This window comes from Pseudomonas sp. A125, from assembly GCF_055409485.1.
Map to the genome: position 1 here is coordinate 71,705 of NZ_JBUZVP010000007.1, position 23,196 is coordinate 94,900.

The 23,196-nt window shown below is 62.2% G+C and carries 25 protein-coding genes and 1 pseudogene; 16 read left to right on the forward strand and 10 right to left on the reverse strand.

Annotated features, from left to right (window positions below):
• Positions 1 to 481 precede the first annotated feature (481 nt).
• The 10 genes from ACZRN6_RS11505 to madM all read left to right on the forward strand — a co-directional run bounded on the left by ACZRN6_RS11505 (position 482) and on the right by madM (position 8,440).
• A complete protein-coding gene (locus ACZRN6_RS11505; RefSeq protein WP_464007980.1) occupies positions 482 to 805 on the forward strand; it encodes a DUF6124 family protein in 324 nt (107 codons plus the stop codon).
• 291 nt (positions 806 to 1,096) lie between these two features.
• Positions 1,097 to 2,767, forward strand: a complete 1,671-nt coding sequence (gene mdcA / locus ACZRN6_RS11510) for a malonate decarboxylase subunit alpha (RefSeq protein ID WP_010167653.1) — start codon at positions 1,097 to 1,099, stop codon at positions 2,765 to 2,767.
• Positions 2,768 to 3,616 carry a triphosphoribosyl-dephospho-CoA synthase gene (locus ACZRN6_RS11515; RefSeq protein WP_464007981.1) on the forward strand — a complete coding sequence of 283 codons (849 nt, stop codon included), beginning with the start codon at positions 2,768 to 2,770 and terminating at the stop codon, positions 3,614 to 3,616. It begins immediately after the preceding gene.
• Positions 3,616 to 3,915: a malonate decarboxylase subunit delta gene (locus ACZRN6_RS11520; protein ID WP_322148104.1), complete on the forward strand. Its 300-nt coding sequence runs from the start codon at positions 3,616 to 3,618 to the stop codon at positions 3,913 to 3,915. Before ACZRN6_RS11515 ends, ACZRN6_RS11520 begins: the two co-directional genes overlap by 1 nt.
• Positions 3,908 to 4,750 (forward strand): biotin-independent malonate decarboxylase subunit beta, encoded by an 843-nt coding sequence (locus ACZRN6_RS11525; RefSeq protein ID WP_464007982.1) that lies wholly within the window; start codon positions 3,908 to 3,910, stop codon positions 4,748 to 4,750. Before ACZRN6_RS11520 ends, ACZRN6_RS11525 begins: the two co-directional genes overlap by 8 nt.
• The gene (mdcE, locus tag ACZRN6_RS11530; RefSeq protein WP_464007983.1) at positions 4,747 to 5,523 is read left to right on the forward strand and encodes a biotin-independent malonate decarboxylase subunit gamma; all 777 of its coding nucleotides are present in this window, start codon (positions 4,747 to 4,749) and stop codon (positions 5,521 to 5,523) included. The genes ACZRN6_RS11525 and mdcE overlap by 4 nt, the downstream gene beginning before the upstream one ends.
• Positions 5,517 to 6,113 (forward strand): malonate decarboxylase holo-ACP synthase, encoded by a 597-nt coding sequence (locus ACZRN6_RS11535; protein ID WP_464007984.1) that lies wholly within the window; start codon positions 5,517 to 5,519, stop codon positions 6,111 to 6,113. Before mdcE ends, ACZRN6_RS11535 begins: the two co-directional genes overlap by 7 nt.
• Positions 6,110 to 7,015: a malonate decarboxylase subunit epsilon gene (mdcH, locus tag ACZRN6_RS11540; protein ID WP_322148098.1), complete on the forward strand. Its 906-nt coding sequence runs from the start codon at positions 6,110 to 6,112 to the stop codon at positions 7,013 to 7,015. The genes ACZRN6_RS11535 and mdcH overlap by 4 nt, the downstream gene beginning before the upstream one ends.
• Before the next feature lie 245 nt (positions 7,016 to 7,260).
• Entirely contained in the window at positions 7,261 to 7,674 is a 414-nt protein-coding gene (madL, locus tag ACZRN6_RS11545) for a malonate transporter subunit MadL (protein ID WP_003216818.1), read from the forward strand.
• Position 7,675: 1 nt separating this feature from the next.
• Positions 7,676 to 8,440, forward strand: coding sequence for a malonate transporter subunit MadM (gene madM / locus ACZRN6_RS11550; RefSeq protein ID WP_322148097.1), 765 nt, complete (start codon positions 7,676 to 7,678; stop codon positions 8,438 to 8,440).
• Positions 8,441 to 8,743: 303 nt separating this feature from the next.
• Here the strand turns inward: madM and ACZRN6_RS11555 are convergent, their stop codons facing one another.
• Genes ACZRN6_RS11555 through ACZRN6_RS11565 form a run of 3 tightly spaced genes read right to left on the reverse strand, consistent with a single transcriptional unit; the run spans position 8,744 to position 10,804 of the window.
• Positions 8,744 to 9,658 carry a LysR family transcriptional regulator gene (locus tag ACZRN6_RS11555; RefSeq protein WP_464007985.1) on the reverse strand — a complete coding sequence of 305 codons (915 nt, stop codon included), beginning with the start codon at positions 9,656 to 9,658 and terminating at the stop codon, positions 8,744 to 8,746.
• Between the two features lie 37 nt (positions 9,659 to 9,695).
• The gene (locus ACZRN6_RS11560) at positions 9,696 to 10,238 is read right to left on the reverse strand and encodes a chromate transporter (RefSeq protein WP_464007986.1); all 543 of its coding nucleotides are present in this window, start codon (positions 10,236 to 10,238) and stop codon (positions 9,696 to 9,698) included.
• Entirely contained in the window at positions 10,238 to 10,804 is a 567-nt protein-coding gene (locus tag ACZRN6_RS11565) for a chromate transporter (RefSeq protein ID WP_322148093.1), read from the reverse strand. Before ACZRN6_RS11565 ends, ACZRN6_RS11560 begins: the two co-directional genes overlap by 1 nt.
• Before the next feature lie 247 nt (positions 10,805 to 11,051).
• On the opposite strand from ACZRN6_RS11565, the gene trhA reads away from it, so the two are divergent.
• Positions 11,052 to 11,669, forward strand: coding sequence for a PAQR family membrane homeostasis protein TrhA (trhA, locus tag ACZRN6_RS11570; RefSeq protein ID WP_322148091.1), 618 nt, complete (start codon positions 11,052 to 11,054; stop codon positions 11,667 to 11,669).
• Here the strand turns inward: trhA and ACZRN6_RS11575 are convergent.
• Positions 11,664 to 12,566 (reverse strand): LysR family transcriptional regulator, encoded by a 903-nt coding sequence (locus ACZRN6_RS11575; protein ID WP_322148090.1) that lies wholly within the window; start codon positions 12,564 to 12,566, stop codon positions 11,664 to 11,666. The two genes, trhA and ACZRN6_RS11575, sit on opposite strands and share 6 nt — an antisense overlap.
• A gap of 108 nt (positions 12,567 to 12,674) precedes the next feature.
• Here ACZRN6_RS11575 and ACZRN6_RS11580 point away from each other — a divergent pair, with 108 nt between their 5' ends.
• The 3 genes from ACZRN6_RS11580 to ACZRN6_RS11590 are packed head-to-tail and all read left to right on the forward strand — an operon-like array spanning position 12,675 to position 15,210.
• The gene (locus tag ACZRN6_RS11580) at positions 12,675 to 13,916 is read left to right on the forward strand and encodes a D-amino acid dehydrogenase (protein ID WP_464007987.1); all 1,242 of its coding nucleotides are present in this window, start codon (positions 12,675 to 12,677) and stop codon (positions 13,914 to 13,916) included.
• Between the two features lie 10 nt (positions 13,917 to 13,926).
• Positions 13,927 to 14,280, forward strand: coding sequence for a RidA family protein (locus ACZRN6_RS11585; RefSeq protein WP_464007988.1), 354 nt, complete (start codon positions 13,927 to 13,929; stop codon positions 14,278 to 14,280).
• A gap of 27 nt (positions 14,281 to 14,307) precedes the next feature.
• Positions 14,308 to 15,210 carry a transporter substrate-binding domain-containing protein gene (locus ACZRN6_RS11590; protein ID WP_464007989.1) on the forward strand — a complete coding sequence of 301 codons (903 nt, stop codon included), beginning with the start codon at positions 14,308 to 14,310 and terminating at the stop codon, positions 15,208 to 15,210.
• Between the two features lie 135 nt (positions 15,211 to 15,345).
• On the opposite strand, the gene ACZRN6_RS11595 is transcribed toward ACZRN6_RS11590, so the two are convergent.
• The 3 genes and pseudogenes from ACZRN6_RS11595 to ACZRN6_RS11605 form a co-directional block, all read right to left on the reverse strand.
• Positions 15,346 to 16,065 (reverse strand): 16S rRNA (uracil(1498)-N(3))-methyltransferase, encoded by a 720-nt coding sequence (locus ACZRN6_RS11595; protein ID WP_464007990.1) that lies wholly within the window; start codon positions 16,063 to 16,065, stop codon positions 15,346 to 15,348.
• Between the two features lie 22 nt (positions 16,066 to 16,087).
• Positions 16,088 to 16,174, reverse strand: a pseudogene (locus tag ACZRN6_RS11600) (outer membrane lipoprotein carrier protein LolA); the annotation flags it as partial.
• Positions 16,175 to 16,228: 54 nt separating this feature from the next.
• Entirely contained in the window at positions 16,229 to 17,635 is a 1,407-nt protein-coding gene (locus tag ACZRN6_RS11605; RefSeq protein ID WP_464007991.1) for an adenosylmethionine--8-amino-7-oxononanoate transaminase, read from the reverse strand.
• Between the two features lie 281 nt (positions 17,636 to 17,916).
• On the opposite strand from ACZRN6_RS11605, the gene ACZRN6_RS11610 reads away from it, so the two are divergent.
• Both ACZRN6_RS11610 and ACZRN6_RS11615 read left to right on the forward strand, forming a co-directional pair.
• Entirely contained in the window at positions 17,917 to 18,468 is a 552-nt protein-coding gene (locus ACZRN6_RS11610) for a cytochrome b (protein ID WP_076017768.1), read from the forward strand.
• Between the two features lie 32 nt (positions 18,469 to 18,500).
• Positions 18,501 to 19,097: a YceI family protein gene (locus tag ACZRN6_RS11615; RefSeq protein WP_322148083.1), complete on the forward strand. Its 597-nt coding sequence runs from the start codon at positions 18,501 to 18,503 to the stop codon at positions 19,095 to 19,097.
• A 163-nt stretch (positions 19,098 to 19,260) separates the two neighbouring features.
• On the opposite strand, the gene ACZRN6_RS11620 is transcribed toward ACZRN6_RS11615, so the two are convergent.
• The 3 genes from ACZRN6_RS11620 to metF form a co-directional block, all read right to left on the reverse strand.
• A complete protein-coding gene (locus ACZRN6_RS11620) occupies positions 19,261 to 21,153 on the reverse strand; it encodes a DEAD/DEAH box helicase (protein ID WP_464007992.1) in 1,893 nt (630 codons plus the stop codon).
• A gap of 222 nt (positions 21,154 to 21,375) precedes the next feature.
• Positions 21,376 to 22,179 carry a substrate-binding periplasmic protein gene (locus ACZRN6_RS11625; RefSeq protein ID WP_464007993.1) on the reverse strand — a complete coding sequence of 268 codons (804 nt, stop codon included), beginning with the start codon at positions 22,177 to 22,179 and terminating at the stop codon, positions 21,376 to 21,378.
• 115 nt (positions 22,180 to 22,294) lie between these two features.
• Positions 22,295 to 23,140: a methylenetetrahydrofolate reductase [NAD(P)H] gene (gene metF / locus ACZRN6_RS11630; protein ID WP_322148078.1), complete on the reverse strand. Its 846-nt coding sequence runs from the start codon at positions 23,138 to 23,140 to the stop codon at positions 22,295 to 22,297.
• Between the last annotated feature and the right edge of the window lie 56 nt (positions 23,141 to 23,196).

A 23,196-nucleotide genomic window follows, 5' to 3' on the forward strand; every position in this document is an offset into this window, starting at 1 on the left:
TGAGCGGGGTGGGGCTGCTCACTACAACTGCTTTGCCGCTTGTCGTTGGCGCTTTGCATTCGGCCGCTTTCAGCGGCTATGCGATTTGGACATGAAGGCTAGATGGGACGATTCCGAGCGACAACCCGAAAAGCTCGTAGGAACAATCGGCGCGTGTTTGCGTTCGGATTTTTCCTGCAACTTCTCGCGCTGTACATGAACTTGTTGTGCCCTGCGATCACGCCTGGTCTTCGTCCGTCATCGCAAAAAACGGTGACACGGACGTGCAAGTCCGGTTACATATCGGCGCACCAACGCCCATAGCCATTCAACGGGCGTTTTTTATCCCTGCTGTATTTCTTATGGCGGCTGTGCGTGGGAGATCCCTCGGGGTCTGCCGGGTCCGATATGCCCGGTCTTGCACACCTGCGCACAGCTGCCACCTTATTCGCGTGCAAGCGGACGGTGTCAGCTTCCCTAATACATATCGGAGCTGCACATCATGTTCAAACCTACCCCCAATCCGCCCCACAACGCTGAAATCGAACACCGCAAACTCCAGGCCGCCGCCGAGCGTGCCATGGATCATTACTTTCCGACTTCCGCTTCATCTTCACTCTTTACCGTCACGCCCTCTCAATCCACCGAAGCCTTGCTGGCCAACGCTTCTGAACCCTTTGCCTCACTCAACGCCCTGACCTCCGACCTGACCTTCGAATTGGAAGGCTCCCAGCGCGGCGTGGTGCTGGCTATTCAACAGATGAGTGAGCTGGGGCAGTTACTGGTTGATCAGGCTCTGGAGCAGGTGAGCCCAGCGGCGATGTGACGAAGTGGGATGAGTCCCAATTTGGCACTCATGTGTACGTTCTTAAGCACACAGCCGATCAAAATGTGGGAGCTGGCTTGCCTGCGATGCGGGCGACTCGGTGAGTCAGGCTCACCGCAGTGATGCCATCGCAGGCAAGCCAGCTCCCACATTTGATCTCTGTCGGTTCTAAACCAGCGTTTGCTGAAGAACCATTACTCCAATCGTAACAATCCACCGTCCAGCTTGATTGATGCCCCCCCCATACCCTCCTAAGGTACAGCCCACGACAGCACATCCCGTGGAGCGACCATGACAACAACAACTTCCCCCGACTCGCGCTGGACGCGGCGGCGCGATGAGAAGCAGCGCCGCCTCGCATTGGTGCGATCCTTCGCCGACGGCGCCGTGCTCCCCAGCGACCGTATCGTCGAAGCCCTGGAAGCCCTGATCCTCCCCGGCGACCGTGTGGTGCTGGAAGGCAACAACCAGAAGCAGGCGGATTTTCTCTCCCGCTCCCTGGCCAAGGCCGACCCCGCCAAGCTCCACGACTTGCACATGATCATGCCCAGCGTCGGGCGCTCCGAGCACCTGGACCTGTTTGAAAAGGGCATCGCCCGCAAGCTGGATTTCTCTTTCGCCGGCACCCAATCCTTGCGCATCAGCCAGTTGCTGGAAGACGGCCTGCTGGAAATCGGCGCGATCCACACCTACATCGAACTCTATGCGCGGCTGGTGGTGGACCTGATCCCCAACGTGGTGCTCTCCGCCGGTTTCATGGCCGACCGCGCCGGCAATATCTATACCGGCCCCAGCACTGAAGACACGCCAGCGCTGATTGAACCGGCCGCCTTCAGCGATGGCATCGTCATTGTGCAGGTCAACCAACTGGTGGATGACGTCACCGACCTGCCTCGCGTCGACATTCCCGCGAGCTGGGTCGACTTCGTGGTGGTCGCTGATAAACCTTTCTATATCGAACCGCTGTTCACCCGCGACCCACGGCACATCAAGCCGGTGCATGTGTTGATGGCGATGATGGCGATCCGTGGCATCTATGAAAAACACAACGTTCAGTCGCTGAACCACGGCATCGGTTTCAACACCGCCGCTATCGAGTTGATCTTGCCCACCTACGGTGAATCCCTGGGCTTGAAGGGCAAGATTTGCCGCAACTGGACCCTCAACCCACACCCAACCCTGATCCCGGCCATCGAAAGCGGCTGGGTGGAAAGCGTGCATTGCTTCGGCACCGAGCTGGGCATGGAAAACTACATCGCCGCCCGCCCGGATGTGTTCTTCACCGGTCGCGACGGCTCGCTGCGTTCCAACCGGATGTTCTGCCAACTGGCCGGCCAATACGCGGTGGACCTGTTTATCGGCGCCACCTTGCAAGTTGATGGCGACGGTCATTCCTCCACCGTCACCCGTGGCCGCCTCGCCGGTTTCGGTGGCGCGCCGAACATGGGCCACGACCCGCGCGGTCGCCGCCATGGCACACCCGCCTGGCTCGACATGCGCCACGACGACGCTCCCGAGGCCTTGCTCGAACGCGGCAAAAAGCTCGTGGTGCAGATGGTCGAGACGTTCCAGGAAGGCGGCAAACCGACCTTCGTCGAAACCCTCGATGCGGTAGAAGTGGCACGCAAAAGCGGCATGCCGCTGGCGCCGATCATGATCTACGGCGACGACGTCACCCACCTGCTCACCGAAGAAGGCATCGCCTACCTGTACAAGGCTCGCTCGCTCGAAGAGCGCCAGGCGATGATCGCTGCCGTGGCCGGTGTGACGGCCATCGGCATGCGCCATAACCCCAAGGACACCGCTCGCATGCGCCGCGAAGGCTTGATCGCGCTGCCCGAAGACCTCGGCATCCGCCGCACCGACGCCACCCGCGAGCTGCTGGCCGCCAAGAGCGTGGCCGATCTGGTGGAGTGGTCCGGTGGCTTGTACAACCCGCCCGCCAAGTTCAGGAGCTGGTAAATGCACGCACTCAAACTGCACGACCTGACCCTGGCCGAACGGCTGGCCGACATGGCCGTCGACGCCTTGATTGATGAGGCCGACCTGTCACCAAAACCCGCCCTGGTGGACCGTCGCGGCAACGGCGCCCACACCGATTTGCACCTCGGCTTGATGCACGCTTCGGCGCTGTCGTTGTGGCCGGCGTTCAAGGAAATGGCCGAGGCGGCTATCGAGTTTGGCGAAGTGGGTTTGCCCTTGCGTGAAGCCCTTGGGCGAATCGGTCGCGAAGGCGAACAGGCGATGCTCGTCACCACCAACGGCGTGAACACCCATCGTGGTGCGATTTGGGCGATTGGCTTATTAGTCGCCGCCGCCGCATTGCATCCCGAATCCGGCAACGCCAGCGCGCTGACGTTACGCGCCGCCCGCCTGGCCTTGCTCAACGACCGCTACGCACCACAACCGTTAAGCCATGGCGCCCTGGTCGCACAACGCTACGGCGCTCGCGGTGCTCGTGAAGAAGCGCAATTGGGCTTCCCCTCGGTGCTGCAACGCGGCCTCCCGCAGTTGCAAAAAAGCCGCGTGCAGCAACACGGCGAACAGAACGCTCGCCTCGATGCCTTGCTGGCGATCATGACCGACCTGGCCGACACCTGCGTGCTCTATCGCGCTGGCCCCGAAGGCTTGCAGGCCATGCAACAAGGCGCCCAAGCGGTGCTGGACGCCGGTGGCAGTGCAAGCCTCGCCGGCCGCCGCCAATTGCACGAGCTGGACCAGCAACTGCTGGCGCTGAATGCCTCCCCCGGTGGCGCCGCCGACCTGTTGGCCGCCTGCCTGTTTATCGACCGCCTCGACGGAGCGCTGTGATGGAAACCTTATCCTTTGAATTCCCCGCCGGGCCGCCTGGCAAGGGCCGTGCGCTGGTGGGGTGTGTCGGCTCCGGCGACCTGGAAGTGCTGCTGGAACCGGGCACTGCCGGCACCTTGACGATTCAGGTGCAGACCTCGGTCAACGGTGCGCAGCTGCGTTGGCAGCACCTGTTTGAACGGATCTTCCAGGAGCAAACACCTCCCGCATTGAACATCGATATCCACGACTTCGGTGCGACCCCGGGCGTGGTGCGCCTGCGCCTGGAGCAAGGCTTCGAGGAGATCGGTCATGACTGATTTGCTGAATAAACACAGCTTCGTCGAACTCGGCGCGCGGCAACGGGCCAAGGCCTTGCTCGACGCGGGCAGCTATCGCGAACTGATCGACCCATTCCAACGCGTCATGTCGCCCTGGCTGAGTCGCCAGGGCGTAGTGCCTCAGGCAGATGACGGCGTGGTGATTGCCAAGGGCAGCATCGCCGGTTTGCCGGTGGTCATCGCCGCTATCGAAGGCAATTTCCAGGGCGGCAGCCTCGGTGAAGTCGGCGGCGCGAAGATGGCCGGCGCCCTGGAGCTGGCCGCTGAAGACAACCGCAACGGCATCCCGACGCGCGCCATCCTGCTGCTGGAAACCGGCGGCGTGCGCTTGCAGGAAGCCAACCTGGGCTTGGCCGCCATCGCCGATATCCATGCGGCGATTGTCGACCTGCGCCAGTACCAGCCGGTGATCGGCGTGGTGGCGGGCAGTGTCGGTTGTTTTGGCGGCATGTCCATCGCGGCCGGCCTGTGCAGTTATCTGCTGGTGACCCGCGAGGCGCGCCTTGGCCTGAACGGCCCGCAGGTGATCGAACAGGAAGCCGGGCTTGAGGAATACGACTCCCGCGACCGGCCCTTCATCTGGAGCCTGACCGGCGGCGAGCAGCGCTTCAACAGCGGCTTGGCCGACCGTTATGTGGCCGACGACGTGGCGCAGATTCAGCAGCACGTCACGCAGCTGCTGCAACAAGGCTTGCCGCAAACACAGCGCAGCCGTCAGGTCGAACATTACCTGGAGCGCCTGGCTGCACTGAACGCCGAACCGCAAATCGACCCGGCGACGGTTCGCGATCTGTATCAGGGAGAACGCTCATGAGAGGCTTGCAATGGTTCAACGCGTTGAGCGGCGATGCAACGCCGGTGAGCGGTTTGCCGAACTCGCTGAGAGTTGCCGACGGTGCACTCGGTGATCAGCCGGTGCGCTTTATCGCGGTGGTCACCGATGCACAAAACCGCTTTCCTCGCGCTCGCAATGGTGAGGTCGGTTTGCTCGAAGGCTGGGGCTTGGCCAAGGCGGTTGATGAGGCGATCAACACCGGCGACAAGCGTCCGCTGATTGCGCTTGTCGATGTGCCGAGCCAGGCTTATGGCCGGCGCGAAGAAGCGTTGGGCATCCACCAGGCATTGGCCGCCGCTGCCGACAGCTACGCCCGCGCCCGCTTGGCCGGTCATCCGGTGATCGCGCTGCTGGTAGGCAAGGCGATGTCCGGCGCCTTCCTCGCCCATGGTTACCAGGCCAACCGGCTGATTGCCCTGCGCGACCCCGGCGTGATGGTGCATGCCATGGGCAAGGCGTCGGCGGCGCGGGTGACCCTGCGCAGTGTCGAAGAGCTGGAAGCCCTGGCCGCCAGCGTACCGCCGATGGCCTATGACATCGACAGTTATGCCAGCCTCGGCTTGCTCTGGGAGACCTTGTCGGTCAGCCAGATTGAACAGCCAACCCCCGAAGATATAGCGCGGGTCAGTGATTGCCTGGTGCACGCGATCAAGGATGTGCAGGCGGGTGGCCGTGACCTCAGCGGTCGCCTGGGCGCCACCAACCGCGCCGCCTCAAGCAATGTGCGCCAAATGCTGCGGGAGCAATGGTGAACGCCCACGACTTGCTCTGGGGCATGACCCCGGCGCATGCGCCCGCTGATGCGCCGGCCTGGGTGCTGGAGGCGTTGGACGCCGGGCATCCGGTGGTGGTGCGGCGCGCGATTGCGCCGCCAGGTCATGTGGCGGTGGGTGTACGCGGGCGCTTGCGCGAACAGCGTTTCGCCGCTGTGATGCCGACTTCGGCGGTGCATCTGTGCGTGGTGCCGGAAGCCCTGCGCGGTGTGATTTCGCCCCGGGATTTACCGGCGTTGCAGGCGCTGGCTCAATTGCGACCGGTGCTGGTGAAGGAGACTTGGGGCGTCACCGGCAGTGCCGGTTTTGAGCTGGCCAGCGGCATCGACGCGCTGCACGCCAAGAGTGATCTGGATTTGATTCTGCGCACGCCCGAGCGGCTTGATCGCGGCGACGCCGAGGACCTGCTGGCGATACTGGACACGGCGGTGTGCGCCGTGGACCTGCAACTGCAAACGCCTTTTGGTGCGGTCGCCCTACGTGAATGGGCCGGTGGTTCTCGCCGTGTGCTGCTGAAGAATGCCAGCGGCGCGCAGTTGGTGACCGACCCGTGGCAGGGCGTGGCATGAGCAGCCTCCTGGCATTCCCGGGGCAGGGCGCCCAGCGTCCCGGCATGCTCCAGCAATTGCCGCGCGCGGTGCTGGAGCAAGCCAGTGCGGCCTTGGACGAGGACGTGCTGAGGCTCGACTCTGCGCAAGCGCTGGCCTCGACCCGCGCCGTGCAGTTGTGCCTGTTGATCGCCGGCGTCGCCAGTGCGCGCCTGCTGGAACACACACCCGATTATGTCGCCGGCCTGTCTATCGGCGCCTATCCCGCAGCCGTTATTGCCGGCTCCCTGGACTTTGCCGACGCGCTGAAACTCGTCAGCCTGCGCGGCGAATTGATGCAACAGGCGTATCCCCACGGCTACGGCATGACCGCGCTTATCGGCCCTGACCTGTCCACCGTCGAAGCCTTGCTCGCCCAGGTCCACAGCCCGCGAACCCCGGTGTACCTGGCCAATATCAATGCCGACAGCCAGACCGTTATTGCCGGCAGCGACGAAGCAATGAAGGCCGTGGCCAATCTGGTCCGCGGCAACGGCGTTGCCAAACGCCTGGCCGTCAGCGTGCCGTCCCATTGCGCGCTACTGGAAAAGCCCGCCGAGGCACTGGCCCAGGCGTTTGCCGAAGTGACACTGAAAACGCCGAGCATCACCTACCTGAGCAGCACCCGCGCCCGGCCGATACACAACACAGAACACCTGCGCGACGACCTCGCCTTCAACATGTGCCGCATCGTCGATTGGCGCGGCACTGTGCAAAGCGCCTATGAGCGTGGCGTGCGCCTGCATATCGAACTGCCTCCCGGCGCCGTGCTCACGGGCCTGGCGCGCCGGGTGTTCGAGCAAGGCACCGTCATTGCCTTCGAAGGCGCCCGCCTGGACACCTTGCAGGCCTTGCTGCGAGAGGAGGGCCACCGCCACCAATAAAGCACCACCAAGGCTAGTGCCGGTCGGTTAGAGATAGAGCGGGTCACCCGTGACCTGTGGCGAGGGAGCTTGCTCCCGCGGGAGTGCGCAGCGCTCCCAAGATTTCAGGGCCGCTACGCAGCCCAGCGGGAGCAAGCTCCCTCGCCACAGGTAGGGTATTCGTGCTTAACGGATCGGCATTGCCACCCAAGGCTTTCGAAGCACAAAAACAACAATTTCGATGAAGCACTTTGAGGACAACCATCATGATTATTTACGGTGTGGCGTTGCTGGCGATCTGCATGTTGGCAGGCGTGATTCTGGGAGACATGCTCGGCGTGCTGCTGGGGGTAAAATCCAATGTGGGCGGGGTGGGCATCGCGATGATCCTGCTGATCTGCGCTCGGCTATGGATGCACAAGCACGGCGGCATGACCAAGGAATGCGAGATGGGCGTGGGCTTCTGGGGCGCGATGTACATCCCGGTGGTGGTGGCGATGGCGGCGCAACAGAACGTGGTGACCGCACTGCACGGCGGCCCGGTGGCGGTGCTGGCGGCGATTGGTTCGGTGGTGGTGTGCGGTTGCACGATTGCCTTGATCAGCCGCACGCACAAAGGTGAACCGCTACCCGATGAAGAGCCGCTGATTGCGGCTGCACCTGTCGCGGGAGGTCGCTGATATGTGGGACCTCATCGAGAAAGGCCTGGCAAATAACGGCTTGGTCACCGCCTTTGCATTTGTCGGCGTGGTGATGTGGATTTCGGTGGTGCTGTCCAAGCGCCTGACGTTCGGGCGCATCCACGGTTCGGCCATCGCGATTGTGATCGGGCTGGTGCTGGCCTGGGTGGGCGGCACGCTGACCGGCGGGCAGAAAGGCCTGGCGGACGTGGCACTGTTTTCCGGGATCGGCTTGATGGGTGGCGCGATGCTGCGGGACTTTGCCATCGTGGCCACGGCGTTTGAAGTGCAGGCCACCGAGGCGCGCAAGGCCGGGTTGATTGGTGCGATTGCCTTGCTGCTGGGCACAGTGTTGCCGTTTATTGTGGGCGCGAGTATTGCCTGGGCGTTCGGTTATCGCGATGCGATCAGCATGACCACCATCGGTGCGGGCGCGGTGACGTATATCGTCGGGCCGGTGACCGGGGCGGCGTTGGGCGCCAGTTCGGATGTGGTGGCGCTGTCCATTGCGACCGGCTTGATCAAGGCGATCCTGGTGATGGTCGGCACGCCGATGGCGGCACGCTGGATGGGCCTGGATAATCCGCGCTCGGCCATGGTGTTTGGTGGCCTGGCCGGCACGGTGAGCGGCGTGACGGCGGGCTTGGCCGCAACGGATCGGCGGTTGGTGCCGTATGGCGCGTTGACCGCCACCTTCCACACCGGGCTGGGCTGCTTGCTGGGGCCTTCGGTGCTCTACTTCATCGTGCGCGGGATTGTCGGCTAGAGAGATGGCCAGGGGGCTTTTCTGTGGTGAGCGGGCTTCTGTGGTGAGCGGGCTTGCCCCGCGCTGGGCTGCGAAGCGGCCCTAAAACCTGCCCACTCAGTCTGCCTGAAAGAACACCGCTGTCTTAATGGGCCTGCTTCGCAGGCCAGCGCGGGGCAAGCCCGCTCACCACAGAAGCCGGCTCACCACAGAGGCCGGCTCACCACAGAAGCTGGCTCACCACAGAAGCCGGCTCACCACAGAACCCCCCCACCACAGACACCCTCTCATACAGGTTTTGCATCAGTCAGAGAATGTGCGGTGTCAGGCCTGCCGATTGGCATACATCCGGCACTCTGCCAACAGCGCGAGCAAGTTCGGGTCGCGCTCCTTGGCCTTCAGAAATACCACGCCAATGTGCTGCTGCAAACGGTAGCGCGGTTGCAGCGCAATCAGCTTTACCCGGTTCTCGTACACCGCCGCAATTCGCCCCGGCAGCAGCGCATACCCCACGCCCGAACTGACCATGCTCAGCAGGGTGAAGATGTCGTTGACCTGCATCGCCACCTTGGGCTCGAACCCTGCCTGCTTGAACACGCGGTTGCCGTCCTGATGGGTGGCAAAGCCTTGGGTGAGGGTGATGAAGGTGGCTTCGCGCACATCCGCCAGGTCGATTTCCTGCTCGCGGTCGAACGGTGAATCGGCTGGGGTGGCGAGGAAGATATCATCGGAAAACAGTGAGATCTGCTCGCAGTCCGGATCGTTGGCGTGCTCGTCGAGGGCGATCAGGATCGCGTCGACTTCCATGTTTTTCAGCTTGTACAGCAGGTCGAAATTGGAGCCGAGGATCAGGTCGATGTTCAGCTCGCTGCGCCGGATTTTCAGCCCCATGATCAACTGCGGCACGGTCTTCACCGTCAATGAATACAACGAGCCCAGCTTGAAGCGCTCGGCGGAAAAACCGGCGGCTTCGCGGGTCACCCGCACGCTGTCGACCACGTCCTGCACCAGTTTTTGTGCGCGCTCCTCCAGCACATAGGCGCTTTCCAGCGGTGTGAGGTTACGCCCTTCGTGCTTGAACAGCGGGCAACGCAGGGCGTTTTCCAGGGAGTGAATCGCCCGGTGCACGCTGACGTTGCTGGTCTGCAACTCAGCCGCCGCCCGTGCCAGGTTGCCGGTGCGCATGAACGCCAGGAAGATTTCCAGCTTCTTGAGGGTGAATTCTTCGTCGATCAGCATGAGGGTGACTCTTGTTCGAATGCCGTCGATTGTGCCCCTAAAACCAGTTCACTCCCAGCCATGCGCTGCACAGGCCCAACACCACGCCGAGGATGATCAGCCAGATTGCGTTGAGCCGTGTGTAATACACCACGGCGGCGCTGGCCAGGGTCAGCACCAGGCTGGTGGCATTGTTTTCCAGGCTGTTCATCAGGATGTAGCTGGCGGCCAGGATCAGCCCGATGGAGATCGGCAGCAGGCTGCCTTTGACCCGCTGCACCCACGGCGTATGGGTGTGTTTCTCCAGCCAGCCCGCGCCGAAGTAGGTCAGCACCGAACAGGGCACCAGCTTGGCGGTCAGCGCCACCAGCGCGCCCGGCAACCCGGCGGCTTGCTGGCCGATAAACACCAGGAACATGCCATTGGGCCCCGGCAGTGCCTGGGACAGGGCGAAGAAGGCGACAAATTGGGCGTCGGTGATCCAGTTCATGTCGGTGACGGTGTAGCGGTGGATATCGCTCAGGGCCACGGTGTTGCCGCCAATCGCCATCAGCGACCACAGCGCGCATTGGATCATCAGGTGAAACAGCACGCTTTGCATCAGCCGGCCACCTTTTGCTTGCCCATGAAACTCAAGGCCAGGGAGCTGGGAATGCAGATCAGCAAGACCATCCACAACGGCAGCACCCACACGGCCATCAACACAAAGGTCAGGACGAATGCGCTGTAGTTGGCCAGTGTCCGGGGCATCGCCTTGAGCAGGCGCAAGGTGGTGCCGAGCATCAGCCCGGTGGCGATTGGCATCACCGCGCCGAAGACCTGCTGCACCACGTCATGGCTCCACCATTTGGCATAGGCGAAGCCCGCCAGCACGGTGATCAGCGAGGGGAACAGATACAAGCCGACGACGGTCACAACCGCACCCGGCAAGCCGTGCAGGCGCCGGCCATAGATAATGCCGACGTTGGCGATATTCGGCCCGGGGAAGAATTGGCCAGTGGTCAGCAGCTCGTTGAAGCCTTGCTCGCTGACCCACTGCCTGCGGTCGACCATCATTTGCCGCGCCCAGGGCATTACGCCGCCGAAGCCCAGCAGGCCGACCATGGCGAAGTTGTAAAACAACTGCCACAGGCTGGGGTGAGGCTGGGCAGGCTCAAGGTCGGGCATGGGGATTACCGATGGGGTCGGGAGCGGGGTGTTTTTATGTGGGAGCTGGCTTGCCTGCGATAGCGGTTTATCAGCAACAGATGCAAGGCTGACCCACTGCTATCGCAGGCAAGCCAGCTCCCACAGGATGAAGCGAATCATCTATCGGCGTGTGCATTTGGGCAAATGAAGAAAGGTTGTTACCCGATATTGGTTGGCGGACGTCAGAATGGGTGAGGTGATAACCGTTATTCGAGGTGAGTGACACATGTATCACGGGGAACGATTCAACGCCTGGAGCCACTTGCTCGGGGCGGTTGCGGCTTTTGTTGGCGCGGTATGGATGTTGGTGGTGGCCGGGATGGACGGCAGCCCCTGGAAGATTGTCAGCGTGGCGATCTACGGTTTCACGTTGTTGGTGCTCTACAGCGCATCGACCGTGTACCACAGCGTGCGCGGGCGCAAGAAAGAGATCATGCAGAAGGTTGATCACTTTTCGATCTACCTGCTGATCGCCGGCAGCTACACGCCGTTTTGCCTGGTGACGCTGCGCGGCCCGTGGGGCTGGACGCTGTTCGGGATTGTGTGGGGGCTGGCGGTGATCGGCATTTTGCAGGAGATCAAGCCACGCTCCGAGGCGCGGATTTTGTCGATTGTGATCTATGCCGTGATGGGCTGGATCGTGCTGGTGGCGGTCAAGCCGCTGATTGCAGCGCTGGGCCCCACCGGGTTTGCCTGGCTGGCGTCGGGCGGCGTGCTGTACACCGTGGGCATTATTTTCTTTGCCCTGGAGGACCGCATGCGCCATTCCCACGGGATCTGGCATTTGTTCGTGATCGGCGGCAGCTTGCTGCATTTTGTGGCGATCATGGGGTATGTGTTATAGCCGGTCCAACTGCTCCTGGGCCCGGCTGCCGAAGATTTCCAGCAGGCTCGCCAGCATATGCGGCGGCGGTTCGTTGGCGCGAGTCAGGGCGTACAAGGTGATCGGCAGCGGCGGCGCCAGCGGGCGAATGCAGGTGGTGGCCGGTGACGCACCGAGGGCTGTGAACGGGTCGATGACGGCCAGCCCGGCGCCGGATTCGACCATCGCCCTGGCCAGTGAATAGGTCTGCACCGCGATGCTGACCCGTGGCGGCGGGTCGACCGCTTCCAGGTAGCTGTCCAGCTTCGCCGACAACGGGTCGGCGCTGGACAGGCCAATCAACGGCGCGCCCGCCAAGGCCATCAGCGGCAGCGGTTTGCCCAGCTCGTTTTCCTTCCAGTAATCCCTGGGCGCCAGCGCCACCAATACGCCATGAGCCAACGGCTGCGCGGTGAGTCCCGGGTGATCGGGTGGTTGCAACGTCAGCGCTACATCCACTTCACGCATCAACAGGTTCTGCACCAGCTCGCGGCTGTGGGCGCTGGACAGCTCGCACGCGATGTCGGGGTAGCGCTGGGTCCACTCGCGGATGGCCGGCGGCAGCAACGACAAGGCCAACGCCGGCGTCGCGCCGATACGCAGGCTCTGGCCTGGCTCGCGGCGCAGGTTTTGCGCCAGGCGTCGCACGCCTTGCAGGCTCTCGGTTACTTTGTCGACTTCGCGCTCCAGCGCCAGCGCTTCCGGGGTTGGTTGCAGCTTGCCGCGTATGCGCAAGAACAGCGGGAACCCCAGCTGCAACTCGGCGTGCTGCAGCACCTTGCTCACGGCCGGCTGCGAGACATGCAGCAACTGGGCGGCGGCGCTGATGGAGCCGGTCTGGCGGATGGCCTGGAAGATTTCGATATGACGCAAGCGCATGGGCAGTCCATAACCTTTGTTTATGGGTGACCCATCTTTATTCATTGTTCTGCCGCTGTCACCTGCCCCTAACCTTCAAGCCTGACATCGCACGGTTAAGGGAAGCACATGGTTCAGCAGGTCTGCATCATCGGTGGTGGGGTTATCGGCTTGGCGAGTGCCTACGCGCTGGTGCGTGCCGGTATGCAAGTGACCGTGATCGAAGCCCGGGACACATTCGCCAGCGAGACCAGTTTCGCCAATGGCGGGCAGTTGTCCTACCGCTATGTTGCGCCCCTGGCCGACAAGGGCGTGCCGCTGCAAGCCATTGGCTGGATGCTGCGCGGTGACTCGCCGCTCAAGCTGCGCCCGCGCATGGACCCGGCGCAGTGGCGCTGGATGGCGTCGTTCCTGGGCGCCTGCCGTGGCTCGGTGAACCAGCGCAATGCGGCCCATTTGCTGCGCCTGGCGTCCTTGAGCCAGGAGACCCTGCAACGCTGGCGTGAAGAAGACCAGTTGGGCGACTTCCACTGGCGGCGCAACGGCAAGCTGGTGACCTTTCGCCGCCTCGAAAGCTATGAGCGCGCACTGAACAAAGTGACTGACCCTTTGCAACAGCAAGTGCTCTCGGCGCAGGACTGCGCGCGGCTGGAGCCGACCCTGGCCAGCACCCGTTTTGCCGGCGGCATCTATACGCCCAATGAAGAAGTCGGCGACTGTCATGCATTTTGCCAGCAGTTGGCGGCGCGTCTCGAGGCATCTGGGCGCTGCACCTTCCTGCTGGGGCGCAAGGTGACGGGGATTCGCCACAGCGCAGGCACCGTGCAGGCGATCGAGATGGGCTGTGAAGTGCTGCCGGTGCAGCACCTGGTGCTGGCCGCCGGGCACCGCAGCCCCGAGCTGGCCTTGCCCGGCCTGTCGCTGCCGCTGTATCCCCTCAAGGGCTACAGCCTGAGTGTGCCGATTGGTGCGCAGCATCAGGCGCCCACTATCAGCATCACGGATTACGACCGCAAGATCGTCTACGCGCGTATTGGTGAGCAACTGCGGGTGGCGGCGATGGTGGACATCGTCGGCTTCGACACCCGCCTGGAACCCAAGCGCCTGGCGCTGATCAAGCGCCAGGCACTTGAGACGTTCCCGCTGGCCGGTGATTACCAGCACGCGGTTGAATGGGCCGGCATGCGTCCTGCTACGCCCACCGGCGTACCGCTGATTGGTGCCAGTGCCTACAGCAACCTGTGGCTGAACCTCGGCCATGGTGCCCTCGGGTTCACCCTGGCCTGTGGCAGCGGCCAGGTGCTGGCCGAGCTGATCGGCCGGCACACACCTTCCATTGATATGCAGGGCTTTGCGCCCCGCGCCGCTTGAGGATGCCTCGATGACCATCACCCGAATCAACAGCAACAATCGCCTGTCTGGCGCAGTGGTTTTTCAGGACCTGGTGTTCTTGTCCGGCCAGGTACCGGGGGACGGGCGCGATATAACGACCCAGACCCGTGAGGTGCTGGCCAAGATTGATGGGTTGCTGGCCGAGGCCGGCAGCGACAAGGATCATCTGCTGAATGCGACCATCTACCTCAACAATATCGAGGAGGGATTTGCGCCGATGAATGAAGTCTGGTCCGCCTGGCTGTCGCCGGGCCAGGCGCCGACGCGTACCACGTTGCAAGCGCAGTTGGCGCGACCGGACGTGCTGGTCGAGATCAGTGTCATTGCCGTGCGCCGTACCTGAACCTTTAACCACCAACGGAGAATAACAATGCAAAAAATCACGTTGATCGGCTGCACCCTTGGGCTGTTATTCGGCGCTCAGGCCCACGCCACCGAAGCACCTCTGGAAGGCACACTGAGCAAGATCGCCAACGCCCGGAGCATCACCCTCGGCTACCGCGATGCCTCGGTTCCGTTCTCCTATGTGGGGGATCACAGCGGCAAGCCCATGGGGTATTCGGTGGACCTGGCGAACAAGATCGTCGAGCGCATCCAACAGAAAACCGGCGTGCCGAAGCTCAACGTGAAGTACAACCTGGTGACTTCCCAGACCCGCATTGCCCTGGTGCAAAACGGCACCGTGGACCTGGAATGCGGTTCAACCGGCGTGACGGCGGAGCGGCAGAAGCAGGTGGCGTTTTCCTACGGGTTTATCTACGTAAAGGGCCAGTTGCTGACCGCCAACGACAGCGGTATCAAAGGCTTTGCTGATCTTAAGGGCAAAAACGTGGTGACCACCGCGGGCACCACCAACGAGCGGTTTCTCAAGAGCTACAACGTTGATCACAAACTGAACATGTCGGTGATCAGCGCCAAGGACCACGGCGAAGCCTTCCAGATGCTGCAATCGGGCCGGGCGGCGGCGTTCTACATGGATGACGCGTTGCTTTATGGCGAGCGCGCCAAGGCCAGGGACCCGCATAAGTGGGTGGTGGTCGGGGAGGAACAGTCGCGGGAAATCTACAGCTGCATGGTGCGCAAGGATGACCCGCAGTTTCTCGCGGTGGTCAACGAAACCCTGGCCGGGCTGTACAGCTCGGGGGAGATCAACGGCATTTACCAGCGCTGGTTTGAACAGCCGATTCCGCCCAAGGGCTTGAACCTGGAATTCCCGATGACCAGTGAGCTGAAGGCGATTATTGCGACGCCTGTGAGTGATCCAGTGGAGTAGCGGAGTGGTAACCCGATCAAAGTGTAGGAGCTGGCTTGCCTGCGATAGCGGTGTATCAGCAACAGATGTGTAGCTGACCCACCGCTATCGCAGGCAAGCCAGCTCCCACATTTGATTGGGTTTGCAAGGCAGGGTTTAGAAGTCGCCCCACAGTTGCTGGGCCACGGCCAGCGCCACGACTGGCGCTGTTTCGGTACGCAGTACGCGTGGGCCCAAGCGGGCGGAGTGAAAACCTGCACCTTGGGCCGTCTCGACTTCGCTGTCGGTCAAACCACCTTCCGGCCCGATCAGGAAGGCCAGGCTCGCGGGCTTGGCATGGCTCACCAGCGGCTCGGCCACCGGGTGCAGCACCAGCTTCAAATCCGCGTCGGCCTGCTTCAGCCAATCCGCCAGCAGCAGCGGTGGGTGAATCACCGGCACCCTTGAACGCCCGCACTGCTCGCAGGCGCTGATCGCCACCTGGCGCCAGTGCTGCAGGCGCTTGTCGGCGCGTTCGTCTTTAAGGCGCACTTCGCAGCGCTCACTGAAGATCGGGGTGATTTCGTTCACCCCAAGCTCGGTGGCTTTCTGAATCGCCCAATCCATCCGCTCGCCACGGGACAGTCCCTGGCCGAGGTGAATCTGTAACGGCGATTCGACCTGCCCGGCGAAGCTTTCGGTGACCTGCACCACCACGCGCTTTTTACCGACTTCCAGCAAGCTGGCGCGAAACTCCAGGCCTGCGCCGTCGAACAGTTGCACGGCGTCGCCTTCGCTCATGCGCAATACGCGGCTGATGTAATGCGCCTGGGCTTCCGGCAACTCGTGGTCGCCAAGGCTCAGTGGGGCGTCGACAAAAAAGCGGGACAGTCTCATTTCTGTTCTCTGTGGAGGTTCATGTAGGAGCGAGCTTGCTCGCGAAGAACGTAAGGGCGCCGCGTTTAAACAGGATACCCGCATTATCGTTGACGATTTTCGCGAGCAAGCTCGCTCCTACAGGTCAGGCAGCAGCGGCACCCGATTAATCAAGTGAACTCACTCAGCCCGGATCACGAAACCCCGGGTGGAAATCCTGGGGCACCGCCACGCTGACCTTGCTGTTGGTGGCGATATCAATCCCCTCGCTGGCCACTTCTGCCAGGAAGTCGATCTGCTCCGGGGTGATCACATACGGCGGCAGGAAATACACCACGCTGCCCAACGGCCGCAGCAGCGCACCACGCTCCAGCGCATGCTCGAATACCTTCAGGCCACGGCGTTCCTGCCATGGGTAGGCAGCCTTGGTGGCCTTGTCCTGCACCATCTCGATGGCCAGCACCATGCCGGTCTGGCGCACTTCCGAGACGTGGGGGTGGTCCACCAGGTGCGCAGTGGCAGTTGCCATGCGCTGGGCCAGGGCCTTGTTGTTCTCGATGACGTTGTCTTCTTCGAAGATATCCAGCGTCGCCAGTGCCGCCGCACACGCCAGCGGGTTGCCGGTGTAGCTGTGGGAATGCAGGAAGGCGCGCAGGGTCGGGTAGTCGTCGTAGAAGGCGTCGTACACATCATCGGTGGTGACCACGGCCGCCAACGGCAGGTAGCCGCCGGTCAGGGCCTTGGACAGGCACAGGAAGTCTGGGCGGATGCCGGCCTGTTCACAGGCGAACATCGTGCCGGTGCGGCCAAAGCCCACGGCGATCTCGTCATGGATCAGGTGCACGCCATAGCGGTCGCAGGCTTCGCGCAGCAGCTTGAGGTACACCGGGTGGTACATGCGCATGCCACCGGCGCCCTGGATCAACGGTTCGACGATCACGGCGGCGACGGTGTCGTGGTTGTCGGCGAGGGTCTGTTCCATGGCCAGGAACATGTTGCGGGAGTGTTCTTCCCAGCTCATGCCGTCGGGGCGCAAGTAGCAGTCCGGGCTCGGCACCTTGATGGTGTCCAGCAGCAAGGCCTTGTAGGTTTCGGTGAACAGCGGCACATCGCCCACCGACATCGCGGCGATGGTCTCGCCGTGGTAGCTGTTGGTCAGGGTGACAAAACGCTTTTTGTTCGGCAGGCCGCGGTTGAGCCAATAGTGAAAGCTCATCTTCAACGCGACTTCGATGCACGACGAACCGTTGTCGGCGTAGAAGCAGCGGGTCAGCCCTTCGGGTGTCATTTTCACCAGGCGCTCGGACAGCTCGATCACCGGCTGGTGACTGAAGCCGGCAAGAATCACGTGTTCCAGCTGGTCGACCTGGTCTTTAATGCGCTGGTTGATGCGCGGGTTGGCGTGGCCAAACACGTTGACCCACCAGGAGCTGACGGCGTCGAGGTAGCGTTTGCCTTCGAAGTCTTCCAGCCACACGCCTTCGCCGCGTTTGATCGGGATCAGCGGCAGTCGCTGGTGGTCTTTCATCTGGGTGCAGGGATGCCACAGCACCGCAAGGTCGCGTTGCATCCACTGGTTATTCAAACCCATCTTTATTCTCCTCGAAGCGGCTCGCGGCGTGCGCGGGCGAAACAATCGCGCAAGCCTATGCAATGCAGGGCTGTGTCACAACCCAATTGCATGCTTGTAGGGTAAATCGCAGTAAACACAGGACGGTCTGTCACGTTTCTTGGGAATAGTCCTTAATCCCTTGTTAACTTATTGTGCATACGCTCTTGATCGTATTTCTCGATATTTCAAAGCGAAATTTTCCGCTTTAATTCGATAGGTAAGTCGATAGTCTTGGGCACAGCTCTTACGGGATATGGGACATGCAACTACGTAACTCATCGGCCCGCTACGGCTGGGTCAGTATTGTTTTGCACTGGGGCGTAGCCCTGGTGGTGTTCGGTCTGTTCGCCTTGGGCCTGTGGATGGTTGGTCTCGACTACTACAGCACCTGGCGCAAAGACGCCCCGGACTTGCACAAAAGCATCGGCATCACGCTGTTTGCCATCATGCTTGTGCGCATTGTCTGGCGTTTACTCAGCCCGCCGCCGCCACCGCTTGCCAGCTATAGCCGCATGACGCGGCTGGGGGCTGCGTTTGGCCACGCATTCCTGTATCTCGGGCTGTTTGCCGTGATGATTGCCGGTTACCTGATTTCCACCGCAGACGGTGTCGGGATCCCGGTATTTGGCCTGTTTGAGATTCCTGCACTGGTTTCCGGGCTACCGGACCAGGCAGACACCGCAGGCGTGGTGCATTTGTACCTGGCCTGGGTATTGGTGGTGTTCTCCGGCCTCCACGGTGTGGCTGCGTTGAAACACCATTTCATTGATCGTGATGTGACCCTGGTTCGTATGCTGGGGCGCAAAGCCTGATGTTCAACCTCGACTCACAAGGAATAGAAAGCATGTTGAAAAAGACTCTCGCCGCTCTGGCCATCGGTTCTGCCCTGCTGACTGCCGGTCAGGTGATGGCAGCTGACTACGTTGTCGACAAGGAAGGCCAGCACGCCTTCGTTGACTTCAAGATCAGCCACTTGGGCTACAGCTTCATCACCGGTACCTTCAAGGACCTGGACGGCAAGTTCAGCTTCGATGCTGCCAAGCCTGAAGACAGCAAGATTGAGTTCAACGTCCGTACCGCCAGCGTGTTCACCAACCACGCCGAACGTGACAAGCACATCGCCAGCAAAGACTTCCTGGACGTTGGCAAGTTTGCCGATGCCAAGTTCGTCTCCACCAGCGTCAAGACCACCGGTAAGAACGCTGCTGGCCAAGTCACTGCTGACGTGACCGGCGACCTGACCTTTCACGGCGTGACCAAGCCGATCGTCGTCAAGGCGACCTTCCTGGGTGAAGGCAAGGATCCATGGGGCGGCTACCGTGCAGGCTTTGAAGGTACTACCTCCTTCAATCGCCAGGACTTCGGCAAGCAGATGGACTTGGGCCCAGCGTCCAACACCGTTGAGCTGTACGTGACGTTTGAAGGTGTGAAAGCGAAGTAATGCTTCGTCTGTAGGAGCCGGCTTGCCGGCGATAGCGCCCGCGCGGTACGTGGCGTTCTCAAGATCGTCATCGCCGGGCAAGCCGGCTCCTACAGTTTTAAAGCTTCAATAAAAAATGCCCCGGATCTCGCGATCCGGGGCATTTTTTATGACGCGCTGAAAATCAGCGGTTGCGGGTCAGCAACGCTGGCTTTTCACCACGTGGACGGCCCGGCAGTTGATCCAACTGCTCAGGTGTCAGCGTGCGATCGCTTTTCGACTCTTTGTGGATGATCTTCGGTGCCGGGCCGCCGCGCGGGTTTTGCACCGCAGGCTCGGACAAACGAGGTTGATCATCACGGGCCGGGCGACGGTTGCGCGACTCTTCGCGACGGGCCTGGCCGTCACGCGGTGCACCGTTGCGCGGGCCGCTGCGCTTGGCCGGCGGGGTGCCGGTGGTCGCGCCGCTGCTGCTGCGCGGACCGTTCTGGCGACCTTGTGGCTGGCCGCCAGTGCGTGGCGCAGAACCTGCGCCTGCACCGGCGCCCTGGGCTGGAGCGCCCGGACGACGACCACGACCCTGGGCCGGCTTGGCCTGGGGCACGTAGTCAACGCGGTTACCGAAGTTATCCACGTCGTCGTCCAGGAACTCGTCCGGAGCACGGTCGGCGGCAGCACGTGGTGGCTGGCTCGGCTGGCGCTGTTCGCGGGCCGGGGTGCCTTCACGGGGCTTTTGCTCACGGGCCGGGCGTTCGCCACGGCCATTGGTTGCAGCCTTATCCTTGCCGCCCTTGTCCTTGCCCTTGTCTTTACGACCGCCACCACCGCCGCCGCCGTTCGGGCCATCGCCCTTCGGACCGCGTGGGTTGTTGCGCGGGTTACGCACGTCCGGACGCTCGCGCACTTCAGGCTTCTCAGCCTCAACGGCGCTGGAGTCGAAGCCCATCAGGTCGCCATCGGCGATTTTCTGCTTGGTCATGCGCTCGATGCTTTTCAGCAGCTTTTCTTCGTCCGGTGCGACCAGGGAAATGGCCTCGCCCGAACGACCGGCCCGGCCAGTACGGCCGATACGGTGCACGTAGTCTTCGTCGACGTTTGGCAGCTCGAAGTTGACCACGTGTGGCAGTTGGTCGATGTCCAGGCCGCGCGCGGCGATGTCGGTGGCTACCAGGATGCGTACTTCACCGGCCTTGAAGTCGGCCAGGGCTTTGGTGCGCGCGTTCTGGCTCTTGTTGCCGTGGATGGCGACGGCGGTGAGGCCGTGCTTGTCCAGGTACTCGGCCAGGCGGTTGGCGCCGTGCTTGGTGCGGGTGAACACCAGCACCTGTTCCCACGCGCCAGCGGTGATCAAGTGGGCCAGCAGTGAACGCTTGTGGGCGGCGGGCAGGCGGAATACGCGCTGCTCGATGCGCTCGACCGTGGTGTTCGGCGGCGTGACTTCAATGCGCTCGGGGTTATGCAACAACTTGCCCGCCAACGCGGTGATGTCGTTGGAGAACGTGGCCGAGAACAGCAGGTTCTGGCGTTTGGCCGGCAGGCGCGCGAGGACTTTTTTCACGTCATGGACAAAGCCCATGTCGAGCATCCGGTCGGCTTCGTCCAGCACGAGGATTTCCACGTGGGACAAATCGACGCTGCCTTGGCCGCACAGGTCGAGCAAACGACCCGGGCAGGCAACCAGTACGTCGACACCCCGGGACATGGCCTGAACCTGTGGGTTCATGCCGACGCCGCCGAAGATGCAGGCGCTGACGAACTTCAAGTCGCGGGCATACAGCTTGAAGCTGTCATGCACTTGGGCGGCGAGTTCGCGGGTAGGGGTCAGGACCAGTACGCGCGGTTGGCGCGGGCCGTGACGCTGGGATTTGTCCGGGTGACCGTTGGGGAACAACCGCTCCAGGATCGGAAGGGCGAAGCCGCCGGTTTTACCAGTACCTGTCTGAGCCGCAACCATCAGGTCGCGGCCTTGCAACACGGCGGGAATGGCCCGCTGTTGCACCGGAGTAGGCTCGGTATAGCCCGCTGCCTCGATGGCGCGGACTAAAGCCTCGGAGAGACCGAGGGAAGCAAAGGACATGAGTAATCCTGTTTTAGTTAGGGCTTGGCCCAGAGGGATAGTCTTGCCTGGCGTGAATGGCGTTTAGATGAACGCAATCCCGTCCGGTCCTGCTGGGGCTGGCGGGCACTCAGACGGCTCGCGCGGGCTTGAAAGCTGCGCTGTAGCGGGGTCGGGTGCCTTTTGCAAGACCGAAGCGTCCGGGCGTAAGCCTGGCGGAAAGGCCGCAGTATAACAGAGCAATCACTCTGCGCTGCTTTCCTGCTGCTCAACGGTGTGCGCGGGCAGGGCCGATGCGCTGGTTTGGAGGCTTGTACCTGCATATTTGGCGCTCAAGGCCGCGTAGGCCGGCTCTTGCTTGAAGCGTTTGAGTTCGGCGGCAAAGCGCTGCACCAGCAAGTCCATGCCTGCACCGCGGCGCACCGCGAGAAATTGCGGCTGGCTGCTGATGACCGTCGGCGCCTCGGTGACCTGGTCCAGGAGGCCCAGTGCCTTGAGCACGTGCTGGCCGACCCGGCGGTCGGTGATCACCAGGTCGATGCGGCCAAGGGCCAGCTTGCCGAAGTTGGCCTCATGGCTGGCGGCCGGTTCCTGCTTGAACAGGCTGGACTCACTGAATTGCGGGCCATAAAGGTAGCCCGGCGAGGTGCCGATGGTCAGGCCGCGCAGGTCTTCAAGGCTCTGGAACGGGTGCGGGCGGTCGTTGGCGTAGAACAGCACGAACTCCACATCGGACAGCGGCTCGCTGGGGTACAGCAATACCGAGTCGCGCTCGTGGCTGTGGAAAATGTCCAGCGCCCCATCGGCCTGGCCCTGGTCGAGCATTGCCAGGCAGCGCTTCCAGGGCAGGAATTGCCATTGCACATCGATGCCCAGGCGTTGGAACACAATCACCGTGGTCTCATAGTCGAGCCCGCGCATCGTGCCGTTGTCGTCATACACATAGGGGGCCCAGGGTTCGGTGACAATGCGCAGTTTCTCGCCATGGGCGCCGAAGCTCAGGCAAGCGAAAAGGACAGCAGTCAACATCCGGGAAATCACAGGCATACCCTGAGATTACGACTGTCTCAGGCGAAAGAGAAGCTCTGGCACAGTGATCTTGAGGCATTAAAACCACAAAGGCCCTCGTCGGGACGAGAGCCTTGGTACGTCGAAACTGGCCTTAGCGAGGCAGTTTCAGGTTGTTCCATATCGCCAGGCTCGGTTCGGCCTGGTTCAGGGTGTAGAAGTGCAACCCTGGTGCGCCGCCTTGCAGCAATTGTTCGCACATCTCGCTGATGACCTGTTCACCGAACGCCTGGATGCTCTTGACGTCGTCGCCGTAGGCTTCCAGTTGTTTACGAACCCAGCGTGGGATTTCCGCGCCGCAGGCGTCAGAGAAACGCGCCAGTTTGCTGTAGTTGGTGATCGGCATGATGCCCGGCACGATCGGGATGTTCACGCCCATCGCCTGAATGCGTTCAACGAAGTAGAAGTAGCTCTCGGCGTTGAAGAAGTACTGGGTGATCGCGCTGTTGGCGCCGGCGTTGGCCTTGCGCACGAAGTTCTGCAAATCGTCTTCGAAATTGCGGGCCTGGGGGTGCATCTCCGGATAAGCGGCCACTTCGATATGAAAGTGATCGCCGGTTTCTTCACGGATGAAGCTCACCAGGTCATTGGCGTAGCGCAGCTCGCCGCTGGCCATGCCCATGCCGGACGGCAGGTCACCGCGCAGGGCGACGATGCGCTTGATACCGGCTTGCTTGTACTGGGTCAGCAGGCTGCGCAGGTCGGCCTTGCTGTCGCCCACGCACGACAAATGCGGAGCCGCAGGTACTTTGGCTTCGCTTTCCAGCTGCAACACGGTGTTGATCGTGCGGTCGCGGGTGGAGCCGCCGGCACCATAGGTGCAGGAGAAAAAATCGGGGTTGTAGCTGGCCAACTGCTTGGCAGTCGCCATCAGTTTTTCATGCCCAGCATCGGTCTTGGTCGGGAAGAACTCGAAGCTGTAGCGACGGTCTTGGGACATGGTCATACCTATGGAAACTCAGAATACCGGTGTGGGAGCGGGCTTGCCCGCGATGC

Bases quoted from the DNA above. Each gene is read 5' to 3' on its own strand.
- ACZRN6_RS11505 (WP_464007980.1), top strand. From the start codon at position 482: ATGTTCAAACCTACCCCCAATCCGCCCCACAACGCTGAAATCGAACAC.
- mdcA (WP_010167653.1), top strand. From the start codon at position 1,097: ATGACAACAACAACTTCCCCCGACTCGCGCTGGACGCGGCGGCGCGAT.
- ACZRN6_RS11515 (WP_464007981.1), top strand. From the start codon at position 2,768: ATGCACGCACTCAAACTGCACGACCTGACCCTGGCCGAACGGCTGGCC.
- ACZRN6_RS11520 (WP_322148104.1), top strand. From the start codon at position 3,616: ATGGAAACCTTATCCTTTGAATTCCCCGCCGGGCCGCCTGGCAAGGGC.
- ACZRN6_RS11525 (WP_464007982.1), top strand. From the start codon at position 3,908: ATGACTGATTTGCTGAATAAACACAGCTTCGTCGAACTCGGCGCGCGG.
- mdcE (WP_464007983.1), top strand. From the start codon at position 4,747: ATGAGAGGCTTGCAATGGTTCAACGCGTTGAGCGGCGATGCAACGCCG.
- ACZRN6_RS11535 (WP_464007984.1), top strand. From the start codon at position 5,517: ATGGTGAACGCCCACGACTTGCTCTGGGGCATGACCCCGGCGCATGCG.
- mdcH (WP_322148098.1), top strand. From the start codon at position 6,110: ATGAGCAGCCTCCTGGCATTCCCGGGGCAGGGCGCCCAGCGTCCCGGC.
- madL (WP_003216818.1), top strand. From the start codon at position 7,261: ATGATTATTTACGGTGTGGCGTTGCTGGCGATCTGCATGTTGGCAGGC.
- madM (WP_322148097.1), top strand. From the start codon at position 7,676: ATGTGGGACCTCATCGAGAAAGGCCTGGCAAATAACGGCTTGGTCACC.
- ACZRN6_RS11555 (WP_464007985.1), bottom strand. From the start codon at position 9,658: ATGCTGATCGACGAAGAATTCACCCTCAAGAAGCTGGAAATCTTCCTG.
- ACZRN6_RS11560 (WP_464007986.1), bottom strand. From the start codon at position 10,238: ATGCAAAGCGTGCTGTTTCACCTGATGATCCAATGCGCGCTGTGGTCG.
- ACZRN6_RS11565 (WP_322148093.1), bottom strand. From the start codon at position 10,804: ATGCCCGACCTTGAGCCTGCCCAGCCTCACCCCAGCCTGTGGCAGTTG.
- trhA (WP_322148091.1), top strand. From the start codon at position 11,052: ATGTATCACGGGGAACGATTCAACGCCTGGAGCCACTTGCTCGGGGCG.
- ACZRN6_RS11575 (WP_322148090.1), bottom strand. From the start codon at position 12,566: ATGCGCTTGCGTCATATCGAAATCTTCCAGGCCATCCGCCAGACCGGC.
- ACZRN6_RS11580 (WP_464007987.1), top strand. From the start codon at position 12,675: ATGGTTCAGCAGGTCTGCATCATCGGTGGTGGGGTTATCGGCTTGGCG.
- ACZRN6_RS11585 (WP_464007988.1), top strand. From the start codon at position 13,927: ATGACCATCACCCGAATCAACAGCAACAATCGCCTGTCTGGCGCAGTG.
- ACZRN6_RS11590 (WP_464007989.1), top strand. From the start codon at position 14,308: ATGCAAAAAATCACGTTGATCGGCTGCACCCTTGGGCTGTTATTCGGC.
- ACZRN6_RS11595 (WP_464007990.1), bottom strand. From the start codon at position 16,065: ATGAGACTGTCCCGCTTTTTTGTCGACGCCCCACTGAGCCTTGGCGAC.
- ACZRN6_RS11605 (WP_464007991.1), bottom strand. From the start codon at position 17,635: ATGGGTTTGAATAACCAGTGGATGCAACGCGACCTTGCGGTGCTGTGG.
- ACZRN6_RS11610 (WP_076017768.1), top strand. From the start codon at position 17,917: ATGCAACTACGTAACTCATCGGCCCGCTACGGCTGGGTCAGTATTGTT.
- ACZRN6_RS11615 (WP_322148083.1), top strand. From the start codon at position 18,501: ATGTTGAAAAAGACTCTCGCCGCTCTGGCCATCGGTTCTGCCCTGCTG.
- ACZRN6_RS11620 (WP_464007992.1), bottom strand. From the start codon at position 21,153: ATGTCCTTTGCTTCCCTCGGTCTCTCCGAGGCTTTAGTCCGCGCCATC.
- ACZRN6_RS11625 (WP_464007993.1), bottom strand. From the start codon at position 22,179: ATGCCTGTGATTTCCCGGATGTTGACTGCTGTCCTTTTCGCTTGCCTG.
- metF (WP_322148078.1), bottom strand. From the start codon at position 23,140: ATGTCCCAAGACCGTCGCTACAGCTTCGAGTTCTTCCCGACCAAGACC.